General features: G+C 70.6%; 24 protein-coding genes and 1 tRNA gene. 8 read left to right on the top strand and 17 right to left on the bottom strand.

From position 1 onward, the window contains the following. The first annotated feature begins 5 nt into the window (after nt 1-5). From B2W79_RS07110 to B2W79_RS07090, 5 genes are read left to right on the top strand one after another with little or no spacing between them, the layout of a single operon-like run. Nucleotides 6-386: an L-rhamnose mutarotase gene (locus B2W79_RS07110; protein WP_292788189.1), complete on the top strand. Its 381-nt coding sequence runs from the start codon at nt 6-8 to the stop codon at nt 384-386. Then, a complete protein-coding gene (gene rhaI, locus B2W79_RS07105; protein ID WP_292788187.1) occupies nt 383-1,549 on the top strand; it encodes an L-rhamnose isomerase in 1,167 nt (388 codons plus the stop codon). Before B2W79_RS07110 ends, rhaI begins: the two co-directional genes overlap by 4 nt. A 4-nt stretch (nt 1,550-1,553) precedes the next feature. Further along, nucleotides 1,554-2,402: an alpha/beta hydrolase fold domain-containing protein gene (locus B2W79_RS07100; RefSeq protein WP_292788185.1), complete on the top strand. Its 849-nt coding sequence runs from the start codon at nt 1,554-1,556 to the stop codon at nt 2,400-2,402. A gap of 47 nt (nt 2,403-2,449) precedes the next feature. Then, a complete protein-coding gene (locus B2W79_RS07095) occupies nt 2,450-4,486 on the top strand; it encodes a bifunctional aldolase/short-chain dehydrogenase (protein ID WP_292788183.1) in 2,037 nt (678 codons plus the stop codon). After that, entirely contained in the window at nt 4,483-5,925 is a 1,443-nt protein-coding gene (locus B2W79_RS07090) for a rhamnulokinase (RefSeq protein WP_292788181.1), read from the top strand. Before B2W79_RS07095 ends, B2W79_RS07090 begins: the two co-directional genes overlap by 4 nt. Nucleotides 5,926-5,932: 7 nt before the next feature. On the opposite strand, the gene B2W79_RS07085 is transcribed toward B2W79_RS07090, so the two are convergent. The 4 genes from B2W79_RS07085 to serS all read right to left on the bottom strand — a co-directional run bounded on the left by B2W79_RS07085 (nt 5,933) and on the right by serS (nt 9,490). Continuing rightward, nucleotides 5,933-7,192, bottom strand: coding sequence for an LCP family protein (locus tag B2W79_RS07085; protein WP_071327659.1), 1,260 nt, complete (start codon nt 7,190-7,192; stop codon nt 5,933-5,935). Nucleotides 7,193-7,240: 48 nt separating this feature from the next. Beyond that, nucleotides 7,241-7,325, bottom strand: a tRNA-Ser gene (locus B2W79_RS07080). A gap of 42 nt (nt 7,326-7,367) precedes the next feature. Then, a complete protein-coding gene (locus B2W79_RS07075) occupies nt 7,368-8,189 on the bottom strand; it encodes an HAD family hydrolase (RefSeq protein ID WP_071327660.1) in 822 nt (273 codons plus the stop codon). After that, entirely contained in the window at nt 8,186-9,490 is a 1,305-nt protein-coding gene (gene serS / locus B2W79_RS07070; protein WP_071327661.1) for a serine--tRNA ligase, read from the bottom strand. Before serS ends, B2W79_RS07075 begins: the two co-directional genes overlap by 4 nt. Before the next feature lie 97 nt (nt 9,491-9,587). Here serS and B2W79_RS07065 point away from each other — a divergent pair, with 97 nt between their 5' ends. Beyond that, nucleotides 9,588-10,586 (top strand): diacylglycerol/lipid kinase family protein, encoded by a 999-nt coding sequence (locus tag B2W79_RS07065; protein WP_071327662.1) that lies wholly within the window; start codon nt 9,588-9,590, stop codon nt 10,584-10,586. Nucleotides 10,587-10,597: 11 nt separating this feature from the next. On the opposite strand, the gene B2W79_RS07060 is transcribed toward B2W79_RS07065, so the two are convergent. The 3 genes from B2W79_RS07060 to B2W79_RS07050 form a co-directional block, all read right to left on the bottom strand. Further along, nucleotides 10,598-11,344, bottom strand: a complete 747-nt coding sequence (locus B2W79_RS07060) for a hypothetical protein (RefSeq protein WP_292788175.1) — start codon at nt 11,342-11,344, stop codon at nt 10,598-10,600. 58 nt (nt 11,345-11,402) lie between these two features. Then, nucleotides 11,403-12,863, bottom strand: coding sequence for a cardiolipin synthase (gene cls, locus B2W79_RS07055; RefSeq protein WP_071327664.1), 1,461 nt, complete (start codon nt 12,861-12,863; stop codon nt 11,403-11,405). An 86-nt stretch (nt 12,864-12,949) separates the two neighbouring features. After that, nucleotides 12,950-13,123 carry a hypothetical protein gene (locus B2W79_RS07050; RefSeq protein ID WP_167627854.1) on the bottom strand — a complete coding sequence of 58 codons (174 nt, stop codon included), beginning with the start codon at nt 13,121-13,123 and terminating at the stop codon, nt 12,950-12,952. A 112-nt stretch (nt 13,124-13,235) separates the two neighbouring features. Between B2W79_RS07050 and B2W79_RS07045 the strand changes: the two genes are divergently transcribed. Then, entirely contained in the window at nt 13,236-14,351 is a 1,116-nt protein-coding gene (locus B2W79_RS07045; protein WP_292788171.1) for a DUF4192 family protein, read from the top strand. 11 nt (nt 14,352-14,362) lie between these two features. Here the strand turns inward: B2W79_RS07045 and lysS are convergent, their stop codons facing one another. Further along, nucleotides 14,363-15,886 (bottom strand): lysine--tRNA ligase, encoded by a 1,524-nt coding sequence (gene lysS / locus B2W79_RS07040; protein WP_292788169.1) that lies wholly within the window; start codon nt 15,884-15,886, stop codon nt 14,363-14,365. Nucleotides 15,887-15,972: 86 nt separating this feature from the next. Between lysS and B2W79_RS07035 the strand changes: the two genes are divergently transcribed. Beyond that, the gene (locus B2W79_RS07035; RefSeq protein WP_292788167.1) at nt 15,973-17,826 is read left to right on the top strand and encodes a DUF2207 domain-containing protein; all 1,854 of its coding nucleotides are present in this window, start codon (nt 15,973-15,975) and stop codon (nt 17,824-17,826) included. Between the two features lie 27 nt (nt 17,827-17,853). Here the strand turns inward: B2W79_RS07035 and B2W79_RS07030 are convergent, their stop codons facing one another. From B2W79_RS07030 to B2W79_RS06990, 9 genes are all read right to left on the bottom strand, one after another. Continuing rightward, the gene (locus B2W79_RS07030; protein ID WP_292788165.1) at nt 17,854-18,546 is read right to left on the bottom strand and encodes a DUF2520 domain-containing protein; all 693 of its coding nucleotides are present in this window, start codon (nt 18,544-18,546) and stop codon (nt 17,854-17,856) included. 2 nt (nt 18,547-18,548) lie between these two features. Then, nucleotides 18,549-20,600, bottom strand: coding sequence for a PH domain-containing protein (locus B2W79_RS07025; protein ID WP_292788163.1), 2,052 nt, complete (start codon nt 20,598-20,600; stop codon nt 18,549-18,551). After that, nucleotides 20,597-21,178, bottom strand: coding sequence for a PH domain-containing protein (locus tag B2W79_RS07020; RefSeq protein WP_071327670.1), 582 nt, complete (start codon nt 21,176-21,178; stop codon nt 20,597-20,599). The genes B2W79_RS07025 and B2W79_RS07020 overlap by 4 nt, the downstream gene beginning before the upstream one ends. Beyond that, nucleotides 21,129-21,611 (bottom strand): DUF3180 domain-containing protein, encoded by a 483-nt coding sequence (locus B2W79_RS07015; protein WP_071327671.1) that lies wholly within the window; start codon nt 21,609-21,611, stop codon nt 21,129-21,131. Before B2W79_RS07015 ends, B2W79_RS07020 begins: the two co-directional genes overlap by 50 nt. Beyond that, nucleotides 21,608-22,147 carry a 2-amino-4-hydroxy-6-hydroxymethyldihydropteridine diphosphokinase gene (gene folK / locus B2W79_RS07010; RefSeq protein ID WP_292788159.1) on the bottom strand — a complete coding sequence of 180 codons (540 nt, stop codon included), beginning with the start codon at nt 22,145-22,147 and terminating at the stop codon, nt 21,608-21,610. Before folK ends, B2W79_RS07015 begins: the two co-directional genes overlap by 4 nt. Further along, complete coding sequence (gene folB / locus B2W79_RS07005; protein WP_085604020.1) at nt 22,144-22,539, bottom strand: dihydroneopterin aldolase; 396 nt, start codon at nt 22,537-22,539, stop codon at nt 22,144-22,146. The genes folK and folB overlap by 4 nt, the downstream gene beginning before the upstream one ends. A 34-nt stretch (nt 22,540-22,573) precedes the next feature. Further along, nucleotides 22,574-23,383 carry a dihydropteroate synthase gene (gene folP, locus B2W79_RS07000; RefSeq protein ID WP_071327674.1) on the bottom strand — a complete coding sequence of 270 codons (810 nt, stop codon included), beginning with the start codon at nt 23,381-23,383 and terminating at the stop codon, nt 22,574-22,576. Beyond that, nucleotides 23,380-23,991 (bottom strand): GTP cyclohydrolase I, encoded by a 612-nt coding sequence (folE, locus tag B2W79_RS06995; protein WP_292788153.1) that lies wholly within the window; start codon nt 23,989-23,991, stop codon nt 23,380-23,382. Before folE ends, folP begins: the two co-directional genes overlap by 4 nt. 1 nt (nt 23,992) lies before the next feature. After that, a partial coding sequence (locus tag B2W79_RS06990) for an ATP-dependent metallopeptidase FtsH/Yme1/Tma family protein (protein WP_292788151.1) occupies nt 23,993-25,132 on the bottom strand: 1,140 nt, incomplete at its 5' end.

Here is a 25,132-nt window from a genome sequence, read left to right as displayed (position 1 = left end):
ATCGCATGACCCGCGTCGCCTTCCAGCTCCAGGTGAAGCCCGAGCTGCTGTCCGAGTACCTCGCCCGTCACACCCCGGTGCGGCCGGAGATGCTCCGCGAGATCGCGGCCGCCGGACGGCGCGACTACAGCCTCTTCCTCGGAAGCGGCGGCGTGCTCTTCGGCTACTACGAGACCGATGACGATGCGGCCGCGCAGGCGTACCTCGCCGCCTCACCCGTCGCCACGCGCTGGGAGGCCGAGATGGCCCCCTTCTTCCTCGACCTCGACGGCCGTCCCGACCAGACCGCCACCTCTCTCACCGAGGTGTTCCACCTCGAAGACCAGCTCGCCGCCGCCGGCGAGAGCGCCACACCCGCCACCGACAACGAAGGCCGTGCATCGTGAGCATCCTCACCCCTGACATCCTCGCCGCGCTCGAGAAGCAGAGCATCGAGCTGCCCAGCTGGGCGTTCGGCAACTCCGGGACCCGGTTCAAGGTGTTCAGCACTCCCGGCACGCCCCGCGACCCGTACGAGAAGATCGCGGACGCCGCGCAGGTCCACGCCCACACCGGGCTCGCGCCCACCGTGGCGCTGCACATCCCGTGGGATATCGTCGACTCCTTCGACGACCTGCGCCGTCATGCCGAGGACCACGGCGTCTCCCTCGGCACGGTGAACTCCAACACCTTCCAGGACGACGACTACAAGTTCGGCGCTCTCACCCACGAAGATGCGGCCGTGCGCCGCAAGGCCATCGACCACCACCTGGCCTGCATCGACGTCATGGACGCCACCGGCAGCCGCGACCTGAAGATCTGGCTCGCGGAGGGGTCGAACTACCCCGGGCAGGCCGACCTGCGCGGACGGCAGGATCGCCTGCACGACTCGTTGCAGCAGATCTACGCGCGCCTCGACGACCACCAGCGCCTCGTGCTCGAGTACAAGTTCTTCGAGCCGGCGTTCTACCACACCGACGTCCCGGACTGGGGGACGTCCTACGTGCAGGTGACCGCCCTCGGCGACAAGGCGATGGTCTGCCTCGACACCGGTCACCACGCGCCGGGCACCAACATCGAGTTCATCGTGATGCAGCTGCTGCGCCTCGGCAAGCTCGGCTCGTTCGACTTCAACTCCCGCTTCTATGCGGACGACGACCTCATCGTGGGTGCCGCCGACCCGTTCCAGCTGTTCCGGATCCTGTTCGAGGTGATCCGGGGCGGCGGGCTGAACAACCCCGACGTCGCCTTCATGCTGGACCAGTGCCACAACATCGAGGACAAGATCCCCGGACAGATCCGCTCCGTCCTGAACGTGCAGGAGATGACCGCGCGGGCGCTGCTCGTCGACCGAGAGGTGCTGGCGACCGCCCAGCGCAGCGGCGACGTGCTGACGGCGAACGCCGTCTTCATGGACGCCTTCTCCACCGACGTCCGCCCGGCCCTGGCCGCGTGGCGAGAGGAGCGCGGTCTGCCCGCCGACCCGATGGCGGCGTACGCGGCCTCCGGGTACGGGCAGCGGATCGCGCAGGAGCGCGTGGGTGGCGTGCAGGCAGGCTGGGGGGCCTGATCCGATGACCGCCCACGACATCCGCGACCACGACCTCGACGGACCGCACGGTCCGCTGCGCGTACGCGTCTACTCCCCGAAGTCGCCGAGCGGCCACGGCCTGGTCTGGGCGCACGGCGGCGGATTCGCGGGCGGCGACATCGACATGCCGGAGGGCGACGCCGTCGCGCGGGCGTTCGTCGACCACGGGATCGCCGTGGTGAGCGTGGACTACGCCCTCGCCCCGGTGACGGCGGCGTGGGCCGCACGCCTCGGTGCGGACGAGCGGGACGGGGTGCACTACCCCGTCCCCCACGACGAGCTGGTGGCGGCCTTCCTCTGGGCCGCGTCGTCAGAGATCGCCTCCGGACCGTGGGCGATCGGCGGAGCCAGCGCAGGCGGCAACCTCGCCACCGGCGCGGCGCTCCGCCTCGCACACGAGGGCGGCGTCGTGCCCGCACTCGCCGTCCTCGCCTACCCGACGCTGCAGGCGGTGCAGGCCGCTCCCGAACCGGAGCTGCGTGCCCTGCTCGACGGAGACCCCTCCGCTGACGTGTTCACCCCCGATTTCGTGCGCCGCATGTACGAGAACTACCTCGGGAGCGACCCCGACACGGCGGACGTCTATGCCGTCCCCGGCACCGCAGAGCCGACGGCACTCGCCTCTTTCCCGCCCACCATCATGGTCAACGACGAGACCGACGAACTCCGTGTGTCCGGCGAGGCGTTCGCCCGCTCCCTCGCCGCCGCCGGCGTCGAGGTCGCAGCCGTCGTCGAGCCGGGCACCACCCACGGGCACCTCAACCGCCCCGAGGAAGCCGCCTTCGCCGCGACGATCGACCGATTCGCGGCGCGGATCCTGCAGCTCCCCTGACTCCCCGGCGTCGACCGGGCTTTTTCACTCACGAACCGAGGACTCGCATGACGAACCCCACCGCCGCCGCACTGATCGCGCGGAGCAACCGCCTGGGCGCCGACCCGAAGAACACGAACTACGCGGGCGGCAACACCTCCGCCAAGGGCACCGAGATCGACCCGGTGACGGGGCAGCCGGTCGAGCTGCTCTGGGTGAAGGGATCCGGGGGCGACCTCGGCACCCTGACCGAGGCCGGCCTGGCCGTCCTCCGTCTCGACCGCATGCGCGCGCTCGTCGACGTCTATCCGGGCGTCGAGCGCGAGGACGAGATGGTCGCCGCGTTCGACTACTGCCTGCACGGCAAGGGCGGCGCCGCCCCCTCCATCGACACCGCCATGCACGGCCTGGTCGATGCCCCGCACGTGGACCACCTCCACCCCGACTCGGGCATCGCGATCGCCACCGCCGCCGACGGTGAGGAACTCACGACGACGATCTTCGGCGACCGCGTGGTCTGGGTGCCGTGGTGCCGCCCCGGCTTCCAGCTCGGACTGGACATCGCGCAGATCAAGGCCGCGAACCCGCAGGCCATCGGCACGATCCTCGGCGGCCACGGCATCACGGCGTGGGGCGACACCTCGGAGGAGGCGGAGGCGAACTCCCTGTGGATCATCGACACCGCCGCCGCGTACATCGCGGAGCACGGGTCTCCCGCACCGTTCGGCAGCACCCGATCGGGCTTCGAGGCCCTGCCGGAGCCGGAGCGCCGCGCCAGGGCGGCCGCCCTCGCCGGGACCATCCGCGGTCTCGCGTCGACGGACAAGCCGATGGTCGGCCACTTCACCGACAGCGACGTGGTCCTCGACTTCCTGGCCTCCGAGAAGGCTCCGGCCCTCGCCGCCCTCGGCACGAGCTGCCCCGACCACTTCCTGCGCACCAAGGTCAAGCCGCTCCTCCTCGACCTGCCCGCCACGGCAACCGTGGAGGAGCAGACGGAACGCCTGCGGGAGCTCCACGCCGCCTACCGCGCCGACTACCAGGCCTACTACGACGCGCACGCGACCGCCGAATCGCCCGCGATCCGAGGGGCGGATCCGCTCATCGTCCTCGTGCCCGGCGTCGGCATGTTCTCGTACGGGGCGAACACCCAGACCGCGCGGGTCGCCGGCGAGTTCTACGTGAATGCGATCAACGTGATGCGCGGCGCCGAGGCGCTGTCGAGCTACTCCCCCATCTCCGACGCCGAGAAGTTCCGCATCGAGTACTGGGCGCTGGAGGAGGCGAAGCTGCAGCGGATGCCGAAGCCGAAGTCCCACCAGGGCCGCATCGCGCTCGTCACCGGCGCCGCGAGCGGCATCGGCAAGGCCATCGCCACCCGCCTGGCCGCGGAGGGCGCCTGCGTCGTCGTCGCCGACCTCGACCTCGACAAGGCCAGGGCCGCGGCTGCCGAGCTCGGGAACGAGGACGTCGCGATCGGCGTGGCCGCCAACGTCGCCGACGCCGATGCGGTGCAGGCCGCGATCGACGAGGCGGTGCTCGCGTTCGGCGGCCTCGACCTCGTCGTGAACAATGCCGGCCTCTCGCTGTCGAAGCCGCTGCTGGAGACGACCGAGAAGGACTGGGATCTCCAGCACGACGTGATGGCGAAGGGCTCGTTCCTCGTCTCGAAGGCGGCAGCTCGGGTGCTCATCGATCAGGGGCTCGGCGGCGACATCATCTACATCTCTTCCAAGAACTCCGTCTTCGCGGGTCCGAACAACATCGCCTACTCGGCGACGAAGGCCGACCAGGCGCACCAGGTGCGACTGCTCGCGGTGGAACTCGGCGAGCACGGGATTCGGGTCAACGGCATCAACCCCGACGGCGTGGTCCGCGGTTCCGGCATCTTCGCCTCCGGGTGGGGAGCGAACCGGGCGGCCACGTACGGCGTCAAGGAAGAGGACCTCGGCCAGTTCTACGCCAACCGCACCATCCTCAAGCGCGAGGTCGTGCCGGAGAACGTCGCGGACGCCGTCTTCGTGCTGACCGGTCCGGAGCTGAGCCGGACTACCGGGCTGCACATCCCCGTCGATTCCGGCGTCGCCGCGGCGTTCCTGCGATGACCGACGACCGCTCGCCTGCGACCGCACGGCACGTCCGTGCGGTCGCAGCGGTGGATCTCGGCGCCACGAGCGGCCGCGTGATGATCGGCCGCGTGGGGCCGGGCGTCCTGGAGCTCGAGCCGGTCTCCCGCTTCCCGAACGGCCCGGTCGCCCGCGCCGACGGTCTGCACTGGGACTTCGACGCCCTCGTCGCCCATGTCCTCGACGGCCTGGCCGAAGCGGTCCGCCGGGAACCGGGCATCGAGTCGATCGGGATCGACTCGTGGGCGGTCGACTACGGTCTCCTCCGCGCCGGCGAGCTGCTCGCGGAGCCGTTCCACTACCGCGACGACCGCACCGCCCGCGGGGTGGACGAGGTGCACGCCCTCGTCCCGTTCGACGACCTCCACGCGCGCAACGGCCTGCAGTTCCTCCCGTTCAACACGCTCTACCAGCTCCGGGCGGACGAGCTCCGGCACGACGCCGACACCGCGCTCCTCGTCCCGGACCTCCTCGCCTTCCTGCTCACCGGCGCCCGCGTCGCCGAACGCACCAACGCTTCGACGACGGGACTGCTGGACGTGGAGTCCGGCACCTGGGACCTGGCGCTCGCGACCCGCCTCGGCATCGACGCCCCTCTCCTGCCGGACCTCGTCGACCCCGGCACGGTCATCGGTCGGCTGCGCCCGGAGATCGCGGAGCGCATCGGCGTGGATCTGCCGGTGATCGCGGTGGGTTCGCACGACACCGCGTCGGCGGTGGTCGCGGTCCCGATGACCTCGCCCCGCGCCGCGTACATCTCCTGCGGTACCTGGGGACTGGTCGGGGTCGAGCGGGTCGAGCCGATCCTCACGGCGGCGGCGAGGGACGCCAACTTCACCAATGAACGCGGCGTGGACGACCGCTTCCGCGTCCTCCACAACGTGACCGGACTCTGGCTCCTCAGCGAGACCGTGCGGGCCTGGGAAGCCGAGGACGGAGCGCCCATTGACCTGTCGTGGCTGCTCGCCGAGGCTGCTGCCGCGGCGCCGCCGTCGGCGGTGTTCGATGCGAACGACCCCAGGCTCTCGCCCCCCGGCGACATGCCTGTGCGTATCAGCGATCTCCTGCGTTCCCGCGGCACCGCCGTCCCCGCCTCGCGTCCGGCGTTCGTCCGGCTCGTCGTGGAGAGCATCGCCACCGCGTTCGCCGACGCCGTCCGGACGGCGGGCGGTCTCGCCGGGCACCCCCTCGACGTCGTCCACCTGGTCGGGGGCGGGTCCCTCAACCGGCTCCTGTGCCAGGCGACGGCGGACCGCACCGGGCTTCCCGTCCTGGCCGGCCCCGTCGAGGCGACCGCTCTCGGTAACGTCCTCGTGCAGGCGCGAGCGCTCGGGGCGGCGCCCGCCGAGCTCTCGGAGCTTCGTGCTCTCGTGGCGTCGACGCACCCGCCGACGGTCTACCGCCCGCGGAGCGCCTGAGCGCCGATCAGCGCACGTTGCCGTTCGAGCAGGTCTGCTGCGCGGCGGAGTTGCCCTTGATCGAATCGGGCAGCGCCACGACGTCCGGAGCGGTCGTCGGGGTCGGAGTCGCCTCCTGCGTCGGGGTGGTGGGCTCGGCGGGCGCGGTGGGTGTCGTCGGCTCCTGCACGACAACGCCGTCGTTGCTGGTGTTCTCGTGCGTGATCTGCAGCTGGGCGTTGGCCTCGATCGCGTCCCAGAGCGCCGCGGCGGCCGCGTCGTTCGGCACGACCTTGTTCGGGTCGTCCCAGTCCTCCAGGGTCGGGTACTGCACGAACACGATGTCCTCGAACGGCACCGACTTCACGGCGAGAGCGATCTGCACGATCATCATCGGGTCGGCGAGCGACGTGCTCGTCTCGAGGTTCTGGATGCCCGTGTTGGCGAGCTTCAGCATCACCGGCACGTTGCCCAGCACCTCGCCGCTGATGAGCTTGCGGGCGAGGCTCGACATGTACTGCTGCTGGTTGCCGATGCGGCCCAGGTCGCTGCCGTCGCCGACGCCGTGACGGGTGCGGAGGAACTGTAGAGCCTCGAGCCCCTGGACGGTGTGCGTGCCGGCAGACATGTCGAGACCCGTGTAGCGGTCGCGGATCGGGTTGGCGAGGCAGACGTCGACACCGCCGATCGCGTTGGTGATCTCGATGACCCCGCCGAACGTCACGGAGGCGGCGAACTGCACCTCCTGGTCCGTGAGGGCCGAGATCGTGCGGACGACGCAGTTCAGTCCGCCGTCGGTGTAGGCGACGTTCAGGGGCTGCTTGCTCATCGCGGCGGTGGCGTTGCCGTCCTCGTCCTCACAGGACGGGATGGGGATCATCAGGTCGCGCGGGAAGCTGACGACCGTGATCCGCCGCGGCTCCTCCGAGACGTGCACGAGCAGATTCACGTCGTTGAGGGTGCCCTCCGCATCCCCGCCGGTGCACCGATCGCCGAAGTACTGCTTGTAATCGTCCTCGCAGGTGTCGACGCCGGTGAGGACGAGGTTGAAGCCGCCCTTGTACTCCCCGATGTCCGGCGGCAGGTCTTCCTGGCCGTCGAGGTCGACGGCGTTCGCCGAGACGGTGTTGGAGAAATCGAGGTAGAAGTAGGCCGCGACGCCGATACCGCTGACGAGCACCACCGCCATGCTGATCGCGAGAAGCCGGAGGAGCTGGCTGACGGCGCCGGGCGAGCGCAGCTGACCATGTCGCGCGACGGTGCGGCGGCGGCGGGTGTTCTCGCTCACTCGGGCCCTTTCGAATTCAGCGACGGCGGGGGTACCGCGCTCAGGAAGCGGAGGGTGTGGGATTCGAACCCACGAGACATCTCTGCCCACTGGTTTTCAAGACCAGCTCCATCGGCCGCTCGGACAACCCTCCCGACAGAAACATCTGCCGACCAGGCGCGAGTCTAGCCGAGTTCTATTCTCCTGCGTCGACCTGGGCGGGTGCTGGAAGCGTGTCCAGGGCGCTGGCGAGCCCTCCCTGCTCGACGTCCGCGGTGATCTCACCCGCGGCGTCCTTCACCTCGACCGGCGCCTGTCCCATGGCCACCGCACGCCCACCGCCGCTGCGTGCCCAGCCGAACATGCCGATGTCGTTGCGTCCGTCTCCGGCGACGAGCACGCGCGCGGCGTCCAGACCGAGCTCGTCGCGCACGCGTTCCAGGGCCGTGCCCTTGTCCACTCCCTGCGGTGCGATGTCCAGCCAGGCCGTCCAGCCGATCGCGTACGAGACCTCGTTGAGTCCGGCGTCGGCGACGAGTCGGTGGAAGTCGTCCTCGTCGTGTCCGGGCGAGACGACGACGATGCGGGAGACGGGGAGGGCCCCGAGCTCCTCGAAGTCGACCTGGCGGCCGCCGTCGAGCGTCCAGTCGTCGAGCTGCTCGGTGAACAGCCGCTGCCCCGACCCGAGCTCGACCATGTAGCGCGCGTCCGGAAGGCGCTCCTGGAGCAGGGCGAGCACCGGCGTCGGGTCGAAGGTCTCGACGTGCCAGCGCTCCCACTCGTCGCCGTCACGGCGCATCGTGACGGCGCCGTTGGAGCACACCACGTACTCGGCGGTGAGGCCGAGCTCCTCCACGTAGCGACGGGTCGCCATCCAGCTGCGACCGGTCGCGATGGTCACCACGTGCCCCGCTTCGCGGACGCGGGCGATGGCCTCGGGGACACCGGGGCTCATCGTCTCGTCCTGCAGGAGGATGGTCCCGTCGACGTCGAGGCCGACCAGCCAGGGGGCCGTCACCGCGTGCTCGGCTCGTCGGCGAGCGGGCGGATCACCTCGAGTCCGCCGAGGTAGGGGCGCAGGACCTCGGGAACCCGCACCGAGCCGTCCGCCTGCTGGTGCGTCTCGAGCAGGGCGACGATCCAGCGCGTGGTCGCGAGCGTGCCGTTGAGGGTCGCGACGTGCTGGGTCTTCGGCGCCGTACCGCCCTCCTCCGCCGCGGGGCGGTATCGCACGTCGAGACGCCGCGCCTGGAAGGTCGTACAGTTCGAGGTGGAGGTCAGCTCGCGGAACGCGCCCTGCGTGGGCACCCAGGCCTCGATGTCGTACTTCCGCGCCGCGCTCGACCCGAGGTCTCCCGCGGCGACGTCGATCACGCGGTAGGCGAGGCCGAGCGAGGTCAGCATCTCCTCCTGCAGAGCGACGAGGCGCAGGTGCTCCGCCTCGGCATCCTCGGCGGTCGTGTAGACGAACATCTCCAGCTTGTTGAACTGATGCACGCGGATGATGCCCCGGGTGTCCTTGCCGTGCGAGCCGGCTTCCCGGCGGTAGCAGGTCGACCATCCGGCGTAGCGGAGGGCGCCGGGCGCGAGGTCGACGATCTCGTCCTTGTGGTACCCGGCGAGAGCGACCTCGCTGGTGCCGACGAGGTAGAGGTCGTCGTCCTTGTCGAGGTGGTACACCTCGTCGGCGTGCTCGCCCAGGAACCCCGTGCCCTGCATGATCTCGGGGCGCACGAGGGTCGGCGTGATCAGCGGCACGAAGCCGTTCTGCAGCGCCTTGTCGAGAGCGAGGTTCATGAGTGCGATCTCGAGGCGGGCACCGATCCCGCGCAGGAAGTAGAAGCGCGCGCCGGAGACCTTGGCGCCGCGCTCCATGTCGATCGCGCCGAGCATTTCCCCGAGTTCGAGGTGATCCCGCGGCTCGAAGTCGAAGGCCGGCACCTCGCCCACGCGACGCAGCTCGACGAAGTCCTCCTCGCCGCCGGCCGGGACGCCGTCGATCACGACGTTCTCGATCCGCGCGAGTGCCGTCGCAGCGGCCTCGGCCGCTTCGTTCGCCGCGTGCTGGGCCTGCTTGACCCGGTCGGCGAGGTCCTTGGCCTGCGCGACCAGGGCGGCCTTCTCCTCCTTGGGCGCCTTCGCGACCAGCTTGCCGAAGGCATTCTGCTCGGCGCGCAGCTCCTCGAACGCGGCGAGCGCGGCGCGGCGCGATCGGTCGGCCTCGAGTGCGACGTCGACGGTGCTCTGGTCATTGCCACGGGCAGCCTGCGAACGGCGGACGATCTCCGGGTTGTCGCGGAGGAGTGCGAGGTCGATCATGCCGCAAGTCTACGAGGTGTGGGCCCGGGGACCGGGCGGCTGGGTGTCCCTCCATCGGCGCCGCTCTCCTCGGACGATGCCGGTCTAGAGTAGCGCCATGACCACGAGTCCTCCCGTTCGGAAGCAGGCGGCGCTCGTGTACAACCCGGTGAAGGTCGACGGGAAGCGTCTGCGCGCGCAGGTCCGCGACCTGTCCCGCGAAGCCGGATGGGACCATCCCGCCTTCTACCCCACGACCGTGGAGGACGCGGGGCAGGGGGCGACGGCGGAAGCGCTCGCGCGCGGAGTGGACGTCGTGCTCGTGGCGGGCGGCGACGGCACGGTGCGGGCGGTCGCCGAAGCCATCGCCAATACGGGCGTGCCGCTCGCGATCCTCCCGAGCGGCACCGGGAACCTTCTCGCGCGCAACCTTGGTCTCCCGCTGGCCGACCCTACGGAGATGATCCGCGCCGCCCTCGGCGACTTCCACCACCCCATCGACATCGGCTGGGCCCGGATGACCAGGGAGGACGGCGGCGAGGAGGAGCATGCGTTCGTCGTGCTCGCCGGCATCGGCCTGGACGCCGACATGATCGCGAACACCCGTGCCGATCTGAAGAAGTCGGTCGGCTGGATCGCCTACGTCGACGGCGCCGCCCGGTCACTTCCCCGCGCGAAGCCCTTCCGCGCGGTCTATCAGATCGGCACGGGGCGGCTGCACTCCACGAAGGTGCACAGCATCCTGTTCGCGAACTGCGGCACCCTCCCGGCCGGCATCTCCCTCATCCCGGACGCGTCCATCACCGACGCGACCCTCGACGTCGCGGTCATCCAGCCGACCGGCGTGCTCGGCTGGCTCGGCGTCTGGCGCAAGATCTGGTGGGACAACTCCGTGCTGCGCCGGTTCCGTGCCGGACGGTTCGTGCTCGAACGCCGGGGCACGGATGCCTCGGTCCACTACTTCCGCGGCGCCCGCGCCGAAGCTGCGGCGCCCGCCCCCACGCCCATCGAGCTCGACGGCGACGAGTTCGGCGAGGCTGTGCGCGTCACCTGCCGCGCCGACCCCGGCGCACTCCTGCTGGCTCTGCCCACCGGGCACCCGGTGCACGTCCTCTGAGAGCCGCCTCCTCAGCGCACGTCGACCGTGCCCTCCAGACCGCCGCCGACCAGGGTCAGCTGGAACGGACCATCATCGTCGACCTCGTCTTCGGGGAACTCGATCACCGTGCCCCGCGGCGCCATGTCCATGGTGCACACCTGGTTCTCGTCGGTGACGAACGTGACGGTCCCCGTGGACCCGTCGCCCTCGACGGTCTCGACGACCGGAGCGCAACTGGAGGAGCCCCAGGTCAGGAGGACGAGCCCACCGTCGTCGAACCAGCCGGCCGAAGGCTGATACTCGGTCGACGATCCCGGTGTCGCCGTGGCATCGGGATCGGCATCGACGTCGATCTCATCGAGCAGGTCGCCGGAGGTCACGACGAGAGTGATGTCCTTCGTCGGGTCGACGCCCTCGGGCAGCGCGCCCAGGCTCGCGCGCGGTGCGAGGTCCGCCGTGCAGGCCTGCTCCGTCGCGCCATCGGCGTCCGGCTCGACGAGGGTGACCGAGACCCGCTGTCCCTCGGCGGTGATGTCGTCGACCTGGGGCAGGCACGTCGAGGATCCCCAGCTCACGATGGCGAACATCCGTCCGTCGTCGAGGAGTGTCGCATCCATGTCGTCCTGGTCGTCGCTGCTCCCCGCGCTCCCGGGACCGCTGGACGGGTCGGACGTCGAGTGCGGTGCCGCTCCGCCGGGACCGACCGTGCAGCCGGCGAGGAGGAGAGCCGCGGCGAGCGCGGAGGACACGGCGATCACAAGCCTGCGGGGAGTCATGCCCCTCAGGCTAGCGGCGCGTCCCTCCGGGCGAAACGGGGCTTGACGGAATGCAGGGTCACTGCAGCGCGGAGGTGAGCCGTGCCAGGTTGTCGAGCACGGTGGAGCGCAGGGGCTGCTGCATCCATTCCTCGAGGGTCAGCTCCCTGCTCAACGACCGGTACTTGTCCTCGACCTCGCGCATCTCGGCGACGAACTCCTCGCCGCGGACGAGCATCGAGACCTCGAGGTTCAGGCCGAACGAGCGCATGTCCATGTTGCTCGACCCGATGACGGCCACCTCATCGTCGATGGTGAGGCTCTTGGTGTGGAGGATGTAGGGCTTCCGGTACATCCAGATCCGCACCCCCGCGCGCAGCAGCGCTTCGTAGTAGCTCCGCTGGGCGTGGTAGACCATCGCCTGGTCGCCCTCCTCGGAGACGAACAGCTGCACCTCGACACCGCGGTCGACGGCCGCGGTGACCGCGAGCAGCAGGGCCTCGTCCGGGACGAAGTAGGGACTGACGATCATGATCTGCTTCTTCGCCGCGTAGAGGAGCGCGAGGAACAGACGCAGGTTGTTCTCGACCTCGAAGCCGGGACCGGACGGCACCACCTGGCAGTCCAGGTCCCCCGATCCGATGTTGGCGTGAGAGATGTCGATCTCCTCCAGCACGACATCGGTCTCGCTGTACCAGTCGCTGAGGAAGATCGCGTTGACGCTCAACACCACCGGTCCGTCGAGCCTCACCATCAGATCGACCCAGTGCAGACCGCGCCGGATGTTCTTCGGCAGGTTGTAGGTGGAGTCGGTGATGTTCTGCGATCCCAGGAAGGCGATGTTGCCGTCCACGACGAGCAGCTTGCGGTGGTTGCGCAGATCAGGGCGCTGCATCTTGCCCTTGAGTGGCTGCACCGGAAGCATCAGATGCCACTCGGCGCCCATCTCGTTGAGACGGGCGATGGTCTGGCGGTAGCGGGGCTTGCCGCGGTTCGCCCAGTGGTCCAGGAGCACGCGGACGGCGACGCCCCGCGCCGCGACCTCTTCGAGGGCGCGGAAGAAGTTGTCCGTCGAGTCATCGGACTGCAGGATGTAGAACTCGACGTGCACGTAGTCCTGCGCCGTGCGGATGGCCTCCGCCATCTCGTCCAGCGATTCCTGGTAGTCGGAGATGAGGTGCGCGCCGTTGTCGCCGGAGAGCGGCAGAGCGCCGAGGCGCTGATTCATCTGCACGATGGGCCCGAACCAGGCGGGGGCGTTGGGCCGCAGCGTCCCGAAGTGCAGGTGCTCGCTGGTCTCGGCGATGTACTCGTTGATCTGCTCCTGCTTGCGGCGCCGTGCGCGCGGCAGACGGGGGTTCCCGATCAGCAGGAACAGGAAGACGCCGACCACCGGGATGAAGAACACGGCGAGGAGCCAGGCCATCGCCGCGGTGGGACGGCGGTTGCGCGGGATGACGATGATCGCGGTGACGCGGATGATGATGTCGAGCACCAGCACGAAGGCGGCAATCCACCAGCCCCAGGACTCCGCGGTCATCACGCCCCCTCACCCACGCCGGGGATCGTCACCCCGAGGCGCACCGGAGCCGGCACGCTCGCTTCACAGTAGCGGATGGGGCGGACTCAGGCCCGCGGAGGCAGTCCGCGCGCGGCGCGTTCCTCGGCCTCAATCTGCGCGTGGACCTTCCGCTCCGTGCGGTCGAACCGGAGGATCCCGCGGAGCACGACGAAGAAGACGATGCTGACGCCGACCGTCGGCAGGAGCGACCATGCCGCGGCGAGCCAGAAGTTGTCCATGCCTCCATCGTACGCGAGCGACTACTCGTGCACAGGCGCCGCTTCCCAGGAATCTCGTCCACATCGCTCCGTCCCCGGTCCGGCGGAGACGGAAGAACGGGAACCTCTCCTCATGACAACCGTGCTCCGCGCCTCCGACTCCGCCCAGTTCCTCGGCATCGTGCCCGCCCTCGCAGGGTTCACGCCGCACGAGAGCATCGCCCTGCTCCCGTTCCACGGCAGCCGCAGCGACGGGGCGATGCGCCTCGATCTACCCGATGCTGCCGTTCCTCTCCTGCACTACGCCGCAGCGGCCGTCGAGTTGCTCGGCCGCGTCCCCGGTACCGATGCGCTGGCTGTGGTCGTATACACCGATGAACCACCCCAGACGACGCCCGATGGCCTCGTCCTCCCCCAAGCTGTGACGGTGGACACCCTTCTCGGATGCGCCGAGGAAGCGGGGTTGCGTACCGTCGAGGCCCTGTGTGTGACGCCCGAGGGATGGGCCCGCTACGACGACGAGGATCCGACGCTGTATCCCCTGTCGGACATCGTTACGCCGCCGGGTGGTTCCTCCCTCGGCGACGTCTCCGGCGATCAGTTCTCCGGCGCGGGGCTCCCGGCTGTCCAGGCCCCGGAGGAGGACCAGGTGGCACGCATCCTGCGCGGCCTCGACGCCGCCCTCGCGCCAGGGCAGGCCGACACCTCCGGTTCCGCAGAGCCGGAGGTGATCGCGGCGTGCGCGCTCCTCGACGACATCCCCGCCTTCCTCGAGTCCGTCGTCCATCACCACGACACTCTGCGGCCGTTCGACGCCGCAGCGCTCGTGTGGTGCCTCGGACGTCCGCCGGTGCGCGACGCGGCGATCGCCCAGTGGGCCACCGATCACCGTCAGGGCATTCGCACCATGGAGGCGCAGCTGGCTTTCGCCGCCTCCGGCACCAGGGTGCCCGACGACATCGGACGGGTGTTCCTCGGCCGCGGCCCCGCGCCGGACGGGGAGCGCCTCCGTGCAGCGCTGCACGCCGTCCGACATGCGACCGCCCTGGCCCCCCGGGCAGCACGCCCCGGCCCGCTCACGGTCGCGGCCTGGCTCTCCTGGGCGCTCGGCCGTGCCACGCACGCGGGTCGCTACCTCGACATGGCGAGAGAGATCGATCCGGGGTACAGCCTCGCGCTACTGCTGGACACCATGATGTGCGGCGCCGTTCTGCCGGAGTGGGCGTTCCGCGGGCGGGGCGGAGCGTGAGCGCCTCGCTTCTACTTGACCAGCGGGAAGAGGATGGTCTCGCGAATCCCGAGGCCGGTGATCGCCATCAGGAGTCGATCGATGCCCATCCCCATGCCCCCGGACGGCGGCATGCCGTGCTCGAGAGCCCGCAGGAACTCCTCGTCGATCGGCATGGCCTCGACATCGCCTCGCGCGGCGAGCTTCGCCTGCTCCACGAAGCGTTCGCGCTGGATGACGGGATCCACGAGCTCCGAGTAGCCGGTCGCCAGCTCGAAGCCCCGGATGTAGAGGTCCCACTTCTCCACGACGCCCTCAACGGACCGGTGTTCGCGCACGAGAGGCGACGTGTCGACGGGGAAGTCCATGACGAACGTCGGCCGCACGAGGTCACCCTTCACGAAGTGCTCCCAGAGCTCCTCGACGAGCTTCCCGTGCGTGGCCTGAGGCGGCACATCGACCCCGTTCGCCTCAGCGAAGGCGATCAGGTCGTCGACGGAGTCCGCGGGCGTGACCGTCCGACCGGAGGCGGCCGAGAGGGACTCGTACATCGAGATGCGGTCCCACTCACCGCCCAGGTCGTACTCGGTGCCGTCCGCCCAGGTGACCGTGGTCGACCCGGCGACGGCAACCGCAGCCTGCTGGACCAGTTCCTGCGTCAGGCCCGCCATCTGGTTGTAGTCGCCGTAGGCCTGGTAGGCCTCGAGCATCGCGAACTCCGGGCTGTGCGTCGAGTCGGCACCCTCGTTGCGGAAGTTCCGGTTGATCTCGAACACCCGCTCGATACCGCCGACGACCGCGCGCTTCAGGTACAGCTCCGGCGCGATGCGGAGGTAGAGCTCGGTGTCGAACGCATTGGAGTGGGTGACGAAGGGACGGGCGGACGCACCGCCGTGCTGCACCTGCAGCATCGGCGTCTCCACTTCGAGGTACCCGTGGGCAGCGAAGGTCGACCGCAGACTCGCGTTCACCGCCGCGCGCGCACGCACGGTCGTCCGCGCCTGCTCCCGCACGATCAGGTCGAGGTAGCGGCTGCGCACACGCCCCTCTTCGCTGAGCTCGGCGTAGGCGTTGGGCAGCGGGAGGATCGCCTTAGACGCGATGGCCCAGTCGTCCGCCATGATCGACAGCTCACCGCGGCGGCTGGAGATCACCTCACCATGCACGAAGACGTGGTCGCCGAGGTCGACGTACTCCTTCCAGTCCGCGAGCGACTCCTCGCCGACATTGGCGAGAGAGATCATCGCCTGGATGCGGGTGCCGTCGCCGGCCTGGAGCGTGGCGAAGCAGAGCTTGCCGGTGTTGCGGCTGAACACCACGCGCCCCGCGACGCCGACGACCACGCCGGTCTCGGCGCCGGGCTCGAGGTCGCCGTACTCCGCACGCAGCGCGGGGATGCTGTGTGTCACCGGTACCGCGACAGGGAAGGCTCCGCCGCCGGCGTCCGAGCGCTTCTCGATCAGACGCTCGCGCTTGGCGAGGCGGACGGCCTTCTGCTCGTGGATGTCCTCTTCGGTGGAAGGGGCGGCCGAGGCCGATTCGGGCGCGTCAGTCATGTGCGGGGCTCCTTGGAAGTCCTCCCCAGTTTACCGAGATGGCGCGGGACGTCCTCGCCGCGCGATGCGCTGGGTAGCCTCGAAGCATGGCCCCCACTCGGATCCTCCGTGCGAGCGCCGTCCTCGCTCTCGCCGCCGTCCCTGTCCTCGCGCCGGAAGTCGCCGTCGCGGTGGCCCCGGCGACCGCGACGACCATCGTCGCCGCCGCCGACGTGGATGAGTTCTCCTACGCCTCGTGGGACGCGGTGTACGACGTCGGGCTCGACGAGGACGGCCGGGCGCACATGCGGGTCACGGAGACGCTCGCCGCGCGATTCCCCGATACCGACCAGAACCGCGGCATCGTGCGCGGCCTGGCGACGGCATACAAGAACGCTGACATCGACACCCGGGTGCTCGCGGTCACCTATGGAGACGGAGCCGCCGTCCCGTATGAGACCGACGAGGACGACGGGACCCTCTTCATCCTCACCGGCGACGACGACTTCGTCCACGGTCTCACCACCTACGTCATCGAGTACGAGATGCGCGACATCATCGTCGGGAGCGCACCCGACCCGTCCGGTTCTCGCGCCGCAGACGAGTTCTACTGGGATCTCCTCCCGCTCGACAGCACGCAACCGATCGAGACGTTCCGGGCCGACATCCGGTTCGATGCCGTGCTGACCGCCCATCTCACCGGCGCGACGAAGTGCTACATCGGCCCCTCCGGATCCACCGAGCCCTGCGACCTGGAGGGACCGATCACGGACGGAGAAGCCGCTTCCTTCCACGTCGAAGCCGGGCCTCTACCCGCCGCGGACGGGGTGACGGTGGCCGTCGGCTTCGATCCCGGCACAGTGACTCAGCCGGCCGCCCGCCTGCCCGATCCCGTCGCCGACCTCGGGCCGGTGCTCGCTGCTGCCGGTGCCGTGGGCCTGTCCGCGATCGGATGGGCAGTCGCCGTGGGCGCCGCCCGACGTCGGCGTCGCGCCACCGGGATCATCGTGGCGCAGTACGACGTCCCCGACGACCAGCCTCCCCTTCTCGCGGCCGCGCTCCTCCCTGGCGCCAAGAACGTGGTGCCCGCCCAGATCGTGCACCTCGCCGTCCGCGGCGCCCTGCGCATCGAGGAAGGCGCGTCAGCCGATGCGCCCCGGCTGCGACGACAGCCCCACGCCAGCGCGCCGAGCCCCCTCGATCAGGCTGCGCTCGACGCGCTCTTCCTCCACGCGGGTGCGGACGGCGTCGTGGACCTGCCGACCGAGAGCGAGGCCTTCGCGACACGGATGACCGCGCTGACGACGAAGGGTCACGAAGAGGCCGCCCGCCGGGGTCTGACGACCAGGGTGCGCAGCCGCGCGGCCGTCATCCTGCAGTCCGTGGCGATCGCCCTCGCCGTGGCGGGTCTCGTCGTCGCCATCATCGCCGTGGCATCCGGACGACTGTCCGCCGGCCCCGCGCTTCTGGCGATCTCCGTCGGGACACTGCTCGTCGCGGCCTCGAGCTTCTTCACCTTCTCGCGGCACACGGTCCTGACGCCGGAAGGTGCGCAGGCGTACGAGCATCTGCAGGGGGTGCGCGAGTTCATCCGGGTCGCGGAGGAGGATCGGTTGCGGATGCTGCAGTCCTACACCGGCGCGGAACGGCGCACCGAGGAGGGGGCGGACGTCATCCATGTGTACGAGCGCCTCCTCCCCTTCGCGATGCTGTTCGGCATGGAGGACGAGTGGGGCCGGGTGCTGGAGAGTGCCTACAGCCGGGAGGCGCACGGCCCGACCTGGATCGGCGACCCCACGTCCTTCGCTCTCCGCACGTCGCTCGTGGCGTTCATGAGCTCCTCCACGGCGGCCGCGACCTACTCGGCCCCGTCCACCGGCACCTCGTCCGCTACCGGTGGCTCGTTCGGCGGCGGGTTCTCCGGGGGCGGGGGCGGAGGCGGCTTCTCCGGCGGACGCTGAGTCCGAGACGCCGCGCCGGGAAGGCGATCAGACGAGCGGCGGCGGTTCCGAGGCGTCGCGCAGCGCCCGCTCGACCGTCGACTGCACCAGAGCCGACAGGAAGCCACCCGGGTTCTCGACCCCGATCTCACGGAGCCGCGAGGTCGACTGGCCGATGATCGAGCGGGAGAACTCCGTGGCCGTGGCGATCGCATCGGCATAGGCGGGGCGGTCGGCCTCGGCGATGACGACCGGTTCGCACCCCATCTCCACGGCCAGCGCCTGGGCGATCGGGAGCACGGCGGCAGGAGCGGTGACCGCCGCGAATCCCGCCTGCAACTGTCGGAGATCGATCGAGGTCCCGGTGAACGTGATCGCCGGGTGCACCGCGAGCGGGATAGCACCGCGCTCTGCCGCCGGGCGCAGGACCTCGATGCCCTGTGCCGGATCGGTGTGCAGGACGAGCTGGCCGATCTGCCACCCGCCCAGCTCCGCGATGCCCGAGACGAGGGCCGGCAGCTCGGCGGAGGGGACCGCGAGGATCACCAGTTCGGCACGCCGCACGACCTCCTGGGTGTCCAGCACCGGGACGCCGGGGAGCACCGCGGATGCGCGCTCGTCGTCCGATCCGCTCGTGATCCCGACGATCGCGTGCCCGGCTCCGGCCAGTGCCGCGCCGATCACCGGACCGACGCGCCCGGCCCCGACGATGCCGACGCCGAGGCGACCGTCGCGCACCACGCTCACTCCTCGCGCGACGTGTCCGGTCGCGCCGGCGGGGTGGGTGGAGGGGTCGGACCGGTCGGCGCCGGGGAGGTCGAGGGGGCAGCCGTCTGCGGCGGTGGCGGCGCGACGGGCGGAGCGGGCGGCGGAGCGACCGGAGGCGCCGTGACCGGCGGGACCGGCGGCGGAGCGACCGGAGGAGTCCGGACGGGCGGGACCGGCGAAGTCGCCGAACCCGGAACACCGGTCGGCGGAGCAGGCGGTGCGAACGGAGCCGGCGGAGCGGGCGGAGCAGGCGGAGCAGGCGGAGCGGATGCCGCCCCTCCGAACGAGGGAGACATCGGCGTCGCAGGACCACCGAACACCGGCGGAGCGGGAGGCGCCACCGGGTCTCCGGTCGCGGCGTGCTCGCTCCAGCGATGGGTGTGATCCCGGGATGCCGCCTCGGCTGCGGCGACGCTGACCTCGTTGAGCAGCGCGAGCGCATCGGCCCGCTCGAGCCCGGAGAGGAGGCCGGTGATCGGCCCCGGCACGGTGTGCACCTGCGCGCCGGAGACTCCCTGCGCCCGGTCGATGGGCCCCTGGCTCAGCGACACGCCCTGGAGACGCGCGAGCGGGAAGACCGCGAGCTTCCGCCACACGATGCCGCGGCGCAGCAGCAGGCCGTCCGTCGTCACGGTGTATCCGTGACGCTTCCAGGAGAACGGTCGCCGCCACCAGGCCCGGCGCGGCATCGTCCGGTAGGGGTCGGCGTCGGTCGGACCGACGACGCCCTGGTCCCACAGCGCGGGGATGCTCTCGGCCGGCACGTCGGGGAGCACGAGCGACAGCACCCGCTCCACATCCGCGCGCTTGCCGACCGGGAGCACGACGTTGAACTGCTGGCCGCTGCTCGACGACTGCTGCGCGGCGCTCTTGCCGCTCATCCGGTTGATCTTGATGGTCCACCAGCCGAACGGCCGCCAGAGCAGGGACTGCGACACCTCGACCGCGAAGATGCGGCCCGGCGGAAGGGTCTCGGTGACGGTGGTGAGCAGGCCGTAGGTGATGCGCACGCCGTCGGGGGTGGGCGCGATGGAGTAGCGCAGCGACTTGGAGATCTGCGCCCACGTGATACCGACCACGGCGATGACCATGGGAACGCCCATGCCGAGACCGATGCCGAGGAGGACGATCCCGCCGTCGGGATCGCCGTCGACGAGGATGCCGATGAGGGTGCTGCCGATCGCGATCGCGAAGATCACGCCGAAGAACACCAGCCACAGCAGCCCGGAGATCAGCTGCGAGCCGATCAGCCGGCCGGCCGGGATCTTGACGACGCTCTCGGGGACGACATCCTGCAGGTCCACACCGGCGAGCAGGCCGTTGACGCCCTCGTTCATCGAGCCGACGAGCTGTGCCCGGGCCGAAGCCGGAGCGGTCCCGCCCGGCGTCGCTGCGCCCTCCGGGTTCGACGCCGCCTGCCGAGCGGCCCGCGCCCCGGAGGCCAGGCGCAGGATCTCGGCGCGCACCCCTTCGGCGCGCGGCGTCGCCAGGTACTCGAGCGCGACGTTCGCATCCGTGCCCGCGCCGACGACCTCGAGCTTCGCGAGGCCGATGATGCGTGCCGGGAACGGCCGCGTGAGGTTCACACCCTGCACGCGGTCGAGGGGCGCACGGCGATGGGAACGGAAGATGATGCCCTTGCGCACCTCGACATGGTCGCCGGTGATGCGGAACTGCTGGAAGCGCCAGACGAACCAGAAGATCGCCACGAGCACCACGACGAGCGCCAGGACACCCAGCAGCGCGATCAGGGCGAAGTTGTTCGCGAGCACCCAGTCCACCGGGTCGCCGCCGGTGTAGTCGTCGTAGTGCGCCTCCTCGGGCGCGAACTGCCCGACGAGCCAGGCGATGACGCGGTCACGCATGTTCGCGATCACGATGCCGCCGACGATGATGAGCGCCAGGCCGCCCTTGAAGAGCGGCGTGAGCGGATGCATCCGGTGCCATTCACCGTCCGCGAGGTGCCTCGACGGCGTGCCCGCGGAGGTCTGCCCGGGCGCGGCCGTGGGGAGCTGCGGCTCGCTCACAGGCCGGTCCGGCGGGTCTCGGCGACCTGGATGAGCGTGTCGCGCAGTGCCTCGGCCGCCGCCTGGGTGAGGCCCGGGATCTGCACGCCGGTGGTCGCCGCCGCGGTGACCATCTTGAGCTGGGAGATGCCGAACGCCCGGTCGAGAGGCCCCTGGGTGATGTCGACGAGCTGCATGCGACCGTACGGAACCGCGATCATGCGCTGCCAGAGGATGCCCTTGCGGAACACGATGTCGTCCGCCCGCAGCATGTAGCCGATCGCCCGCGCCTGACGCGGGAGGATGACCAGCGTCACGAGGGTGATGAGGATGATGACCCCCGCCGGGATCCACACCCAGTCCTGTTCGAGCACGATGTTCAGCACGACGGCCGCCGCCACGACGAGCGCCAGCACGATGACGTTCTGCACGATCTGCGACACCACGTAGCGCGGCGAGATCTGGTGCCAGGTGCCGTCGAGCTCGAGGCGGGCCTCGTTGCGCGCCGTGCGCAGGCCCGTGTAGGTGCCCTGGTCGAGGGCGCCGAGGTCAGTGCCCTCCGCCGGGTTCAGGGGCGCGGTCTCTGGGTTCTGAGTCATCAGGATCCTTCGGCAGGGTGCAGAACTGTTCGGCGACGAGAGCGGCGATGGCGAGCACGACCGCACTCGCGATCAGCGCCACCATGGCCACAGTCGACCCTATCGGGGGATCGATGGGGCGCGTGAGGAGGAAGGCCAGCAGTCCGGCGCCGAAGCCCGCCAGGATCGCCCCCAGCAGACTGGACGCCCGCGCGAGGGTCGCGGCCCGGAGGGCACGGAACGGGTCGATGCGCACCCCGGAGCGGACGCTGCGCCGCACCGGCCAGGCCACCCCGAGCGACGCGCCGGCGATGAGGACGAGCAGCACCGGGAGGAAGAGGGACGGCGTGAACGTGGCCCGCCCCGTCGCCGTGAGCATCTGGTCGAGGAGGAAGCCGGCTCCGGCGCCGACGAGCGCGAGGACGGCGAGAAGTCCGGCGGAGGTGCGCTTCATCCCTCGCCTCGCGCGCGAAGGTCCGCCGCCAGATCGGCGACCCGGCCGCGCCCCACGAGCTCGGCGTCGGAGTCGACGTCGAGCCACGGCTCCAGGACGAACAGCCGCTCCGCCGCCCGCGGATGCGGCAGCTGGATACGGGGGTCGTCCGAGACGACGTCGCCGTAGGCGATGAGGTCGAGGTCGAGGGTGCGATCGCCCCACCGCTCGCCGCGCACGCGGCCGTTCTCGTCCTCGATGGCGTGCAGCATGCCGAGGAGGATCTCGGGAGCGAGCCGGGTGGTCACCAGGGCCACGGCGTTCACATACCCGGGGGCGTCCGGATCGGGGCCGTCCACGCGGAGCGCCACCGTCTCGAACAGGCGCGACAGGCGCACGTCCGAGACGAGCGGCAGCCGAGCGATGCGCGCGACCGCGGCGCGGATCGTCTCCTCGCGGTCTCCGAGATTGGCGCCGAGCGCGACGACCGCCACCGTCTCGGGGCGCGGAGGCCGGGGTCCGGGCACCTGCGGGGGCTGGGTGAGGTTACGGCTCATGTGGTGATGTCCTCCAGCGACTCCGGAGCCCGCGTCCGATGCACCGTCACGGCCACGTCGCCGAACGTCAGGGCGATCGGCGCCTGCGGCTTGTGCACCGTGACGGTCACCTGCTGCACGCGGCGGTCGCCGAGGGCGACGTCCGCGATCCGCTCGGCCAGGGTCTCGATGAGGTTCACCGGCTCCCCCGCGACGACGGCGGCCACCCGCTCTGCGAGCTCGCCGTAGTGCACGGTGTCGGCCACATCGTCGGACGCGGCGGCCTGTTCGAGGGAGAGCCGCAACCGGAGGTCGACCGTGAACTCCTGTCCGTTCTCCCGCTCGTGCGGGTAGACGCCGTGGTGGCCGAACACGGTCAGCCCTGTCAGCACGATCTCGTCGAGGAAGTCCATGCCTCTAGGGTACGGTGACGCTCCGACCTCGCACTCAGCCTTCCCAGGCGCGGGTGATCGCGAGGGCGTCGCGGGTGGCCGCGACGTCGTGCACGCGCACCGCCCAGGCGCCGGCGCGCATCGCGAGCGCACTCGTCACCGCGGTGGCCAGATCCCGGCGCTCCTCGGAGACACCGTCACCGCCCGGCGCCGCCTCCTGCAGCACGTCGGCGAGGAAGCGCTTGCGCGACGTCCCGACCAGCACGCGGAAGCCGAGACCCACGATCTCGTCGAGGCCCCGCAGCACGTCCCAGTTCTGGGCACCGGCCTTGGCGAACCCGATACCGGGGTCGACGATCAGGCGGGAGGGCGCGATCCCGGCGGCCGCCGCCTCGCCGATGCGCTCGCGCAGTTCGCCGGCCACCTCTCGGGCGACGCGGCGGTAATCGGCGTTCGCGTACATGTCGGCGGAGAAGCCCCGCCAGTGCCCGATCGCGAAATCAGCGCCCGACTCCGCCACGGCGGCGCGCATGTCGGGATCGGCCAGTCCGCCGGAGACGTCGTTGACGATGCGCGCTCCCGCGCGCACGGCTGCTGCGGCGGTCGACGCGTTGAGCGTGTCGATGCTGACGACGGCGCCGGCCGCCGCGAGCTGTTCGACGACCGGGAGAACGCGGCGCTGTTCCTCATCCGCCCCGACGCGTTCTGCGCCCGGCCGGGTCGACTCGCCCCCGACGTCGAGGACGGAGGCCCCTTCCGCGCGCAGGCGAAGGCCGTGGGCGACCGCGCGGTCTGCGTCGAGATACCGCCCGCCGTCGCTGAACGAGTCGGGGGTGACGTTGACGATGCCCCAGATACCGGTCATGCGCGCGACGTCCCGACCCCCGGCACGGTCATGCCGATCAGGGTCACCAGCTCCGCGCGTGCCACGGGATCCGTGTAGACCCCGCGCGCCGCGATGGTCAGCGTCGAGGCCTCGGTCTGCCGCCCGCCCCGCATCGTCACGCAGCCGTGGCTGGCATCGAGCACGACGAGCACGCCGCGCGCGTCGAGGTTCTCGGCGATCGTGTCGGCGATCTGCTCCCCCAGCCGCTCCTGCACCTGCGGCCGCGCGGCGAGGATCTCCACGACGCGCACGAGCGCACCGAGACCGACGACCTGCTCGCCCGGAAGGTAGGCGATGTGCGCGTGCCCTGCGAAGGGCAGGAGGTGGTGCTCGCACACCGAGCGGAAGCGGATGTCGCGCAGCAGCACCGCGCCGGACGGCAGGGTGTCGGGCGCCGGCCCGCGGGTCACGCTGATCGTGTGGGCGAGCGGCGCGGCGGGATCCTCGCCCACCCCGGCGAAGAACTCCGCGTAGAGCTCGGCCATCCGGGAGGGCGTCTGCTTGATCCCCGGACGATCGGGGTCCTCGCCGATCGCCTCCAGGAGTTCCCTGGTGAGCCGCTCGACGCGTCGCTTGTCGACGGTCACGTCACGCCGTCGCGGGACGAGGGTTGCCCGCTCCGGCGGAGCCCTGCTGCGGACGCGGCGGGGCCGTCGGCGCCTCGACGGAGGCGGCGAGCGAGACGTCCTTCTTCGGGACCTCGATCGGCGGCCGCTCCGAGACAGGGCGGTCCTCGCTGGACAGCCACAGCGGACGCTCGGGGAGCTTCTTCACCTCGGTGAAGATCTCCGCGATGCGGTTGTGGTCGAGGGTCTCCTCCTCAAGGAGCGCGAGGGCGAGACGGTCGAGGATGTCCCGGTTCTCGCTGAGCACCGCGTACGCCTCGTTGTGCGCCTGCTCGATGAGCGCGCGCACCTCGGCATCGACGCGCTCCGCGACCTTCTCGGAGTATTCGCGGCCACGGCCCATGTCGCGCGCGACGAACATGTCGCCGCCCTCGGTGCCGAGCTTGACCGGACCGACCTGCGTCGTCATGCCGTACTCGATGACCATCTTGCGGGCGATAGAGGTCGCCTTCTCGATGTCGTTCGACGCACCGGTGGTGGGGTCGTGGAAGACGAGCTCCTCGGCGACGCGACCGCCCATGGCGTAGGTGAGCTGGTCCTGCAGCTCGTTGCGGGTCACGGAGTACTTGTCGTCCAGCGGCAGCACCATCGTGTAGCCGAGCGCCTTGCCGCGGGGAAGGATGGTGATCTTCGTCACGGGGTCGGTGTAGTTCATCGCCGCCGCCGCGAGCGCGTGTCCGCCCTCGTGGTACGCCGTGATGAGCTTCTCCTTGTCCTTCATCACGCGAGTGCGGCGCTGCGGACCGGCGATCACGCGGTCGATGGCCTCGTCGAGGGCGCGGTTGTCGATGAGCTGCGCGTTCGAGCGGGCCGTGAGCAGCGCGGCCTCGTTGAGCACGTTCGCCAGGTCGGCACCGGTGAAGCCGGGGGTCTTGCGGGCGACGACCTCGAGGTCGACGTTCTTCGACAGCGGCTTGCCCTTGCTGTGCACCTCGAGGATCTTCTGGCGGCCCTTGAGGTCGGGAGCGTCGACACCGATCTGACGGTCGAAGCGGCCGGGGCGCAACAGCGCGGGGTCGAGGATGTCGGGACGGTTGGTGGCCGCGATCACGATGACGTTCGCGTTCGGGTCGAAGCCGTCCATCTCGACGAGCATCTGGTT

The sequence above is a fragment of the Microbacterium sp. UBA7513 genome, from assembly GCF_002478345.1.
In the GTDB taxonomy this organism is placed as follows: domain Bacteria; phylum Actinomycetota; class Actinomycetes; order Actinomycetales; family Microbacteriaceae; genus Microbacterium.
Note: the sequence above shows the minus strand (reverse complement) of the source record. Positions and strands in the feature narration are given on the sequence as shown.

What these genes read in the sequence shown, in the direction of transcription:
- B2W79_RS07020 (WP_071327670.1), bottom strand. Translation starts at nt 21,178, where the DNA reads ATGACTCAGAACCCAGAGACCGCGCCCCTGAACCCGGCGGAGGGCACT.
- B2W79_RS07090 (WP_292788181.1), top strand. Translation starts at nt 4,483, where the DNA reads ATGACCGACGACCGCTCGCCTGCGACCGCACGGCACGTCCGTGCGGTC.
- B2W79_RS07015 (WP_071327671.1), bottom strand. Translation starts at nt 21,611, where the DNA reads ATGAAGCGCACCTCCGCCGGACTTCTCGCCGTCCTCGCGCTCGTCGGC.
- folK (WP_292788159.1), bottom strand. Translation starts at nt 22,147, where the DNA reads ATGAGCCGTAACCTCACCCAGCCCCCGCAGGTGCCCGGACCCCGGCCT.
- B2W79_RS07065 (WP_071327662.1), top strand. Translation starts at nt 9,588, where the DNA reads ATGACCACGAGTCCTCCCGTTCGGAAGCAGGCGGCGCTCGTGTACAAC.
- B2W79_RS07100 (WP_292788185.1), top strand. Translation starts at nt 1,554, where the DNA reads ATGACCGCCCACGACATCCGCGACCACGACCTCGACGGACCGCACGGT.
- B2W79_RS07060 (WP_292788175.1), bottom strand. Translation starts at nt 11,344, where the DNA reads ATGACTCCCCGCAGGCTTGTGATCGCCGTGTCCTCCGCGCTCGCCGCG.
- folB (WP_085604020.1), bottom strand. Translation starts at nt 22,539, where the DNA reads ATGGACTTCCTCGACGAGATCGTGCTGACAGGGCTGACCGTGTTCGGC.
- cls (WP_071327664.1), bottom strand. Translation starts at nt 12,863, where the DNA reads ATGACCGCGGAGTCCTGGGGCTGGTGGATTGCCGCCTTCGTGCTGGTG.
- B2W79_RS07045 (WP_292788171.1), top strand. Translation starts at nt 13,236, where the DNA reads ATGACAACCGTGCTCCGCGCCTCCGACTCCGCCCAGTTCCTCGGCATC.
- folP (WP_071327674.1), bottom strand. Translation starts at nt 23,383, where the DNA reads ATGACCGGTATCTGGGGCATCGTCAACGTCACCCCCGACTCGTTCAGC.
- lysS (WP_292788169.1), bottom strand. Translation starts at nt 15,886, where the DNA reads ATGACTGACGCGCCCGAATCGGCCTCGGCCGCCCCTTCCACCGAAGAG.
- serS (WP_071327661.1), bottom strand. Translation starts at nt 9,490, where the DNA reads ATGATCGACCTCGCACTCCTCCGCGACAACCCGGAGATCGTCCGCCGT.
- B2W79_RS07095 (WP_292788183.1), top strand. Translation starts at nt 2,450, where the DNA reads ATGACGAACCCCACCGCCGCCGCACTGATCGCGCGGAGCAACCGCCTG.
- B2W79_RS07035 (WP_292788167.1), top strand. Translation starts at nt 15,973, where the DNA reads ATGGCCCCCACTCGGATCCTCCGTGCGAGCGCCGTCCTCGCTCTCGCC.
- B2W79_RS07110 (WP_292788189.1), top strand. Translation starts at nt 6, where the DNA reads ATGACCCGCGTCGCCTTCCAGCTCCAGGTGAAGCCCGAGCTGCTGTCC.
- B2W79_RS07050 (WP_167627854.1), bottom strand. Translation starts at nt 13,123, where the DNA reads ATGGACAACTTCTGGCTCGCCGCGGCATGGTCGCTCCTGCCGACGGTC.